This is a genomic window from Chryseobacterium lathyri, from assembly GCF_019970085.1.
Taxonomy (GTDB): Bacteria; Bacteroidota; Bacteroidia; order Flavobacteriales; family Weeksellaceae; genus Chryseobacterium; species Chryseobacterium lathyri.
In genome coordinates, this window is the sequence record NZ_JAHXYG010000004.1 from 631036 (window position 1) to 638119 (window position 7084).

Annotated in this window: 5 protein-coding genes and 1 pseudogene; 4 read left to right on the top strand and 2 right to left on the bottom strand. The window is 39.4% G+C overall.

The genetic code is table 11. From position 1 onward, the window contains the following. Nucleotides 1–22 precede the first annotated feature (22 nt). On the top strand, nt 23–1204 hold the full coding sequence (locus LC418_RS15825) for a phosphatidylinositol-specific phospholipase C domain-containing protein (RefSeq protein WP_223559856.1): 1182 nt from the start codon (nt 23–25) through the stop codon (nt 1202–1204). A 64-nt stretch (nt 1205–1268) separates the two neighbouring features. Here LC418_RS15825 and LC418_RS15830 read toward each other — a convergent pair whose 3' ends face one another. Continuing rightward, nucleotides 1269–2420, bottom strand: a complete 1152-nt coding sequence (locus tag LC418_RS15830) for a tetratricopeptide repeat protein (RefSeq protein WP_223559857.1) — start codon at nt 2418–2420, stop codon at nt 1269–1271. Between the two features lie 166 nt (nt 2421–2586). On the opposite strand from LC418_RS15830, the gene LC418_RS15835 reads away from it, so the two are divergent. The 3 genes from LC418_RS15835 (at nt 2587) to LC418_RS15845 (ending at nt 5157) form a co-directional block, all read left to right on the top strand. Further along, entirely contained in the window at nt 2587–3345 is a 759-nt protein-coding gene (locus LC418_RS15835; RefSeq protein WP_223559858.1) for a helix-turn-helix domain-containing protein, read from the top strand. 32 nt (nt 3346–3377) lie between these two features. Continuing rightward, the gene (locus tag LC418_RS15840) at nt 3378–4538 is read left to right on the top strand and encodes an FAD-dependent oxidoreductase (RefSeq protein WP_223559859.1); all 1161 of its coding nucleotides are present in this window, start codon (nt 3378–3380) and stop codon (nt 4536–4538) included. A gap of 241 nt (nt 4539–4779) precedes the next feature. Beyond that, a complete protein-coding gene (locus LC418_RS15845) occupies nt 4780–5157 on the top strand; it encodes a VOC family protein (RefSeq protein ID WP_111959672.1) in 378 nt (125 codons plus the stop codon). 95 nt (nt 5158–5252) lie between these two features. Here the strand turns inward: LC418_RS15845 and LC418_RS15850 are convergent. Then, nucleotides 5253–7084, bottom strand: a pseudogene (locus LC418_RS15850) (DUF2723 domain-containing protein); the annotation flags it as partial.

Sequence of the window (7084 nt, forward strand, 5' to 3'; positions counted from 1 at the left end):
ATACAAAATAATTATCCACTTTATGAAAAAGTATATGTATACTGCTGCAGTAGCTGCAGCCTCACTATTCCATGCCCAGGAAAAATGTAAAGACATCAGAATTAACCAGATACAGGTGCTGGGAACTCATAATTCCTATGCAGAACCGGTAGATCCCAAAGTATTGGATCTGGCAGCGCCTATTATCAAAAATCTGATGACAAAATACAGTTCAGGAATGTCCTCTGAGCAGAAAGCTAAATTCCAGGAATACCATCCTAACGGAATGGATTTTACAGAGGCCCTCAATTATAATCATCCCGGTTTTACAGAGCAGCTTAATGCCAATCTCCGCGGCCTTGAGCTGGATGTTTACTATGATCCGGACGGCAACCGCTTTAATCATCCGGCATCCTACCGCGTCTTACAGGAGAAAGGCGTAAAAGATCTGGCACCGCACAATACCAAAGACCTGGACCAACCCGGATTTAAGCTTCTGCATATGGCAGATATTGATTTCAGATCGCATTATCCGACGTTAAAAGATGCTCTTAAGGAACTTCGGAAATGGTCGGATCAGCATCCTCAGCACACGACCCTATTTATTATGGTGGAAGCCAAGGACTCCGGATTTCCTATTTTCCCTAATTCTACCCAGGTTTTACCTTTTACCCAAAAAGCTTATGATGACCTGGATCAGGAAATTTTACAGTATCTGGGGAAAGATAAGATCATTACTCCTAAAGAAGTACAGGGGAAGTTTCCTACACTGCGGGAGGCTGTCGTTCACAATAACTGGCCAAAAGCAGAAGACAGCAGAGGAAAATTCATATTCATGCTGTTACCGGGAAGTGCAGGAACTCAGTCTACTAAAAACAGTCCTTATCTTATTGACGGTTCTCTGGAAAAAAGACTAATGTTCATGGAAAGTGAGCCGGAGGACAGTTTTGCAGCCTTTATTTTAAAAGATAATGCAATCGTACGGCAACAGGACATTCAGGCTCTGGTGAAGCAGGGATTTATGGTACGAACAAGGGCTGATATTGAAACCTATGAAGCCAAGGTCAATGACCTTACCCGATCAAAAGCAGCCTTCAGCAGCGGTGCACAGGTTGTTTCTACAGATTTTTTCCGGCCCGGAAATGTTTATGGAACATCCTATTTTGTAAAACCTCCCCAGGACAAAGATTATATCCTGAATCCTATCAATGCGGATTGTCACTAAACCTAATGAAGCATCTTCAAAATTATATTTGAGGATGCTTTTTATTTATCAACCAAGATAGGTTCTACTTTATTGCCACTTCTTTTGGATGTGTTAACGATGTGATCCTTGCCTTCGCATAACTAATCTGTTCTTTTTCTTTCTCAGAATCCGGTTTATTTTTCAGATACAGATTATAGTAAGTTACTGCATTTTTAGCCTGTTTCAGGTTGAGGTCATACAAAAGGCCCAGACGATAGTAGATAGTGTTACTGTTTTTAAACATCAGGCCTCTTTTGTAGGCTTCCAGAGCATCTGAAAAACGATTTTTGGATTCATAAATTCCTCCCAGAGCGGTATAATAAAGTGCTGTATGATCGGAAATACCCTCATCAATGGTCTTTTCAGCATATATGGCAGCCTGATCATATTCCTTAAGCTCACGGTAACTTAAAGCCATAAAATACAGAGTCCCTTCATTCTGAACACCAAGATCTTCCAAGGTTTTAAAAAGTGCTATACACCTTTGATAATCTTTTAAATAAAAATAAGCCTGTCCCATTTCATTGATCACGTTGACATCTGTATTTTTTTTCAGAAGATTTTCTCCGGTTTCAACAACCTCTTTGTATTTGCCCAACAGGTTAGCTATCGGAAGTTGGGCCTGCTGCAACGTAAAATTATCCTTATCTGCATCAATAGCTGTTTCAAGGATATCATAAGCCTGCTGATATTGTTTGATTTCCCGGTAAGCCACAGCAAGATCGTAAGCAATATCCAGCTCTGTACGGTTTAAGGCATTTGCTTTTTTGAGGTATTGTAATTTGGACTCAGGAGTATCTCCAAAACCAGCTAACTGTTTGTACGCACTGAAATTAAGGCTGTCCAGCTGAATAATTTTCAAAAGATACGTTTTAGCATTCGCTGCATTCCCTCTCTTGGAATTGATACTGGCCAGGCTGAATAAAACCGGAAGACTTCCCGGTTCTACAGCATTGACCTTTAGATAGTTTTTCTCTGCTTCCGGAAGTTTTCCGGACATCATATTGCAATATGCCATCTGCGTCAGAGCTTTTACATCTTTTGTATCTTCAGGATATACACTCTGCAGATATTGGGCAGCTTCAGCATAACGCTGTGATTCATAATATTCAAGAAGTTTTTCCTTATCAATCATCTGAGCATTGATCCCTGAAATGGTAAAAATAAAGAAGCATATAAAGATTGGGAATTTCATTATTGTGATTTATAACTAAATTATCAGTTATTTGGATATTTTCCAAATTTTAGACTAAAATTATTCACAAAATAAAGATTTATATAGGATTGAGTTAAAATTGATCACTTAAGTCCAATTTCTTGTAATTTAGTTTTTTGAAAAATTATAACAGAAGTATACTTCTATGGACAACGAATTCTACTGTAAATTTATTCAACCGGACCCATCACTGGACAGCTTTGTAGAAAATATAGGGATGTTTCATAATCCTGCAGTTGAAGCAAAAGAAGTGGTTATACTCCCTGACGGAAGGGTCGATTTATTTTTTATGCGATCCGGCCCGAATGAGCCGTTCAATGTTTTTCTCATCGGATTAGAAACTGCACCTGAGCAGAGAAGTATTCCTTCCGGCACGTTTGCTTTTGCCGTCAGTTTCCGGCCGCTTGCCGTGGAATATATCCTCCACACTTCCATTGCAGACCTGATCAACAGTGGCAAGAATCTTCCTGATGATTTTTGGAATCTGAATGATGATAATCTTAAAAATCTTGAAACATTTACTCTAAAAATAACAGAAAAAATAACAGAGTTATTGCCACAAACCGTTGATGAAAGAAAGCACAGGCTTTTTAACCTCATCTATGCATCAAATGGCGAAATGAGCGTGAAAGAACTTTCAGAGAAAACAGGCTGGAGCAGCAGACAAATCAACCGCTACTTCAATCAGCAGTTCGGACTTTCTTTAAAAGCCTACTGCAGTATTCTGCGTTTCAGAGCCTCTTTAGGCCATATTGCGGAAGGCAAGCTATTTCCTGAACTTAATTTTACAGATCAGACGCATTTCATCAAAGAAATCAAGAAATTTTCAGGGGTAGTCCCAAAGGAATTGTCCAGGAACAAAAATGACCGATTTATACTATTATCCGTATTGAAACAAAAATAATTTTGCATCAGTAAAATTAAAATTACAATACAATGTTAGTAGAAAATAAATCAATAGCCATAATAGGTGCCGGTCCGGGAGGATTGACTCTGGCAAGACTTTTACAGCTTAAAGATGCCAATGTAAAGGTATATGAAAGGGATCTTAATAAAAACGCCCGGGTTCAGGGTTCTCCGCTTGATATGCATGAAGGATCGGGAATGGATGCCATCCGAAGTGCTGGTCTCCTGGATGAATTTAAAAAGAATTACCGTCCCGGAGCAGACAAAATGCTGATCGTAAATGAACACGCAGAAATCATATTCACCGACCACGAAACAAAACCTGATGAAGATTTTGGTAACAAGCATTTCCGTCCGGAAATAGACCGCGGACCATTGAGAAACATGCTTCTGGAATCTCTGGAACCTGAAACAGTGATCTGGGACAGTCATTTTATTGCGATGGAACCTAAAAATGAAGGCTGGCAGCTGCAATTCAAGAACGGTTTTTCGGCCTATGCGGATATTGTCATTGCTGCCGACGGTGCCAATTCTAAGATCCGCCCTTATCTTACAGACCTGAAGCCGATCTATTCAGGAATTTTAATGCTTGAAGGCAATGTATATAATGCAGAAAAAACGGCTCCGCATATCAAAGAACTGATCAGGGACGGAAAGATAATGGCTTTTGGAACTCATAAAAATCTGCTTATGGGCCAGAAAGGAAGTGGCGATCTTGGATTTTATGCAAGTTTCAGAACCAATGAAAACTGGGCTAAGGAAAGCGGTCTGGATTTCTCTGATCAAATGCAAATACTGGAATGGTTTAAAAAAGAATATGCTGAATGGAGCAGCATCTGGTACGAGCTTTTCGAAAATGCCTCTGTCCCTTTTATTCCGCGTCCTATTTATTCTATGCCTCTGGATCAGTCATGGGAAACAAAACCCAATCTCACCCTGCTTGGAGATGCAGCTCATGTAATGCCTCCGTTTGCAGGAGAAGGAGCCAATATGGCAATGCTGGATGCATTGGAACTGAGTGAATGTCTGACATCGGATCGGTTCACTACTCTGGAGGAAGCCATCAGTCATTATGAAATTCAGATGCGCAAAAGAGCTGCTGAAGCCACAAAAGAATCCCTGGAAAATGGTGACAGAATGCATTCCAAAACGGCATTAGATGATATGCTGGAATTTTTCAGCAGTCATTAAAATAAATTAATTTTTCCGGGCTTTTAAAGATCGGAGACTTCCAGCTCATCAAAGTCTTTGACCTCTGAAAGAGCCATCAGTCCAAGACATTATTTTTTTAGCTATTTCAGTCAGTGAGCATGCGCTTTATGAATTTTAATTCAGAAGAATATTCCGGTAAAAAGTTTTACATATATTTGAAATCAGGGAAAGCATCAATCGTTTTCCATAATAAATATATTCTAACGACTAAAAAACAGACATGAAAAAAGTAACAGGAATCGGAGGTATCCTTTTCAAATCGAAGGATCCAAATGCAATAAATGAATGGTATAAAACCCATCTCGGCCTTGAAACAACTCCCTACGGAACCAGTTTTGAATGGCGTGAAAGTGAAGATACTTCTAAAAAAGGACTTACACAATGGGCTCCTTTTACAGAAACTACCAAATATTTTGAACCTTCTACGAAAGATTTCATGATCAATTACAGAGTGGAAAATCTGGAGGCATTGGCAGAGGAATTAAAAAAGGAAAACGTTACGATTCTGGACACTATCGAAACTTATGATTACGGAAAATTCCTGCATATTCTGGATCTGGAAGGAAACAAGATTCAATTGTGGGAGCCGATTGATTAGTTGTTGTTTAAATTCGTTTAAGAACAAATGATCATATATAAAATTAAAAGTCCGGTATAGTCCGGACTTTTTCTTTGTTAAGTTTTTTAAGGCATCTATTGGGCCACTTTGATCATTGCCCGGGTAATCTGATCTTCTTTTTCTTTTGAATAGGTAGAATCGAAAGGTTGCATCACATCGAACAAATATTGATAGAAAGGAGTGATCTTTTGTACATTTTCAGATTCCTTTATCGCCTTTTCTTTACCCATCTGCTGAAGATCTTTGAGGAAAGTATTGAATTTCTTATCAATCGGTTCTATAGATTTTACCAGGTAAGCATATGCCTTTTCATTCTGTCCCAATTTCTTATAAGCATCTGTAACCGCTGATACCACCATCGAGTATTCCATTGGCTTCACTCTCATCTGCTTGGCTGACTGTCTCTGAAATGTTGGGGAAAGACTCAGATAGTAATCGTACTCTTCAAAGATCTCTTTTTTCAGGATTTCTGCCAGCTGCAGACCTTTCTTCTCCTGTCCTGCAATGATATATCCGGTGACCATAGAGCTTAATGAGCGGGGATCATTGTATTTTTCAGCAGGAATTTCTTTTGAGGCAAGGTCTAATAATTCTATAGCTTTAGCTTTCTGTCCTTTTAATGCCAATGCTGAAGCGGCCCTTCCGGCCGTCATTCTGTAGCCCATAATGTTTGAGGTAGCTGCTTCATCATAATGAATACCCAGGTCTTTAAAATTCCCCCATCTGAAGTTCTTCACAACATTATAAAGTGAGTTGACCTCTACCCTGCCCATATCACCATCCAGGTTTGGAGCTGTATGAATAGGCACTAATTTGTAGCTGAAACCTTCAAACTGAAGATATTCGTCAAGATAAAAGATATTCTCGCTGTCGTAGATTCCTCCTGATGAGAAGTTGATGGGACGTTTCCAGTCGAAATTGGCCAGCATATCCAGCATCATGAGGTTGTTTTTATAAAGCGTGTTTCCTTTATAGGTAATCATGATCTGGTTCACTACATCCGGAAGATCTGCCTGGGTGATAATTCCTGCTTTTAATGCATTTTCTTTGTTTACCGGAAGAATGAATTTGTTTACCGGAAGAATATTATATTCCGCATATTTTTCTTCCCCAAAGTACATTTTCAGAAGCTCATCTTTTTCAGGAGATTTAAACTTTAGAAAGTTGATTGCTTCCTTCAATGTCAGTGAATCCTGTGTAAGGTATTTTCTGAAGGCTCCGAATTGTGTATCAGGGACACCCTGCTCTTTCAGCATAGAAAAAATTCCTTCCCAGTCTTCTTTCTTCATCATGTAGATCTGGTCGTTTACACCGTCTCTGTAGTCTTCGTGAGTCAGTTCACTTGGAATTCCCACCGCATTGTATGTTTTTCTCTTTACCTGATCAATATACCATGGAGTCGCCAGCAGAGTGAAATTTACGGTTTTTACATCGTCGCGGAACCGCTCTGTTTCCTGAATAGCCCACACAGGGAAGGTATCGTTGTCCCCATAGATAAAAATGATATCATCTTTAGACAGTGATTTCAGGAATGAATAGGCATAGTCGCGCGCTGCTGATTTTTTGCTGCGGTCATGCGGCGTATAGTTCTGGAAACCCATCATAAAAGGGACACCCAATAAAACTACTCCTAAAGCAATGTTTGCTCCGTTTGATTTTATCTTAGACTGGATAAACCATAAGATAGCTCCTGCTCCAAGACCAATCCAGATCGCAAATGCATAAAAGGACCCCACCATCGCATAATCTCTTTCCCTTACTTCAAAAGGCTTCACGCCTGTGTAGAAAATAATTCCGACACTTGTTAAAATAAATAATGAAAGCAGTGCATAGAATCTTCCAAAGTCCCTGTTCAGCTGGAAAAAGAAACCGATCAATCCTAAGATTAAGGGTAAAAAGAAGAATT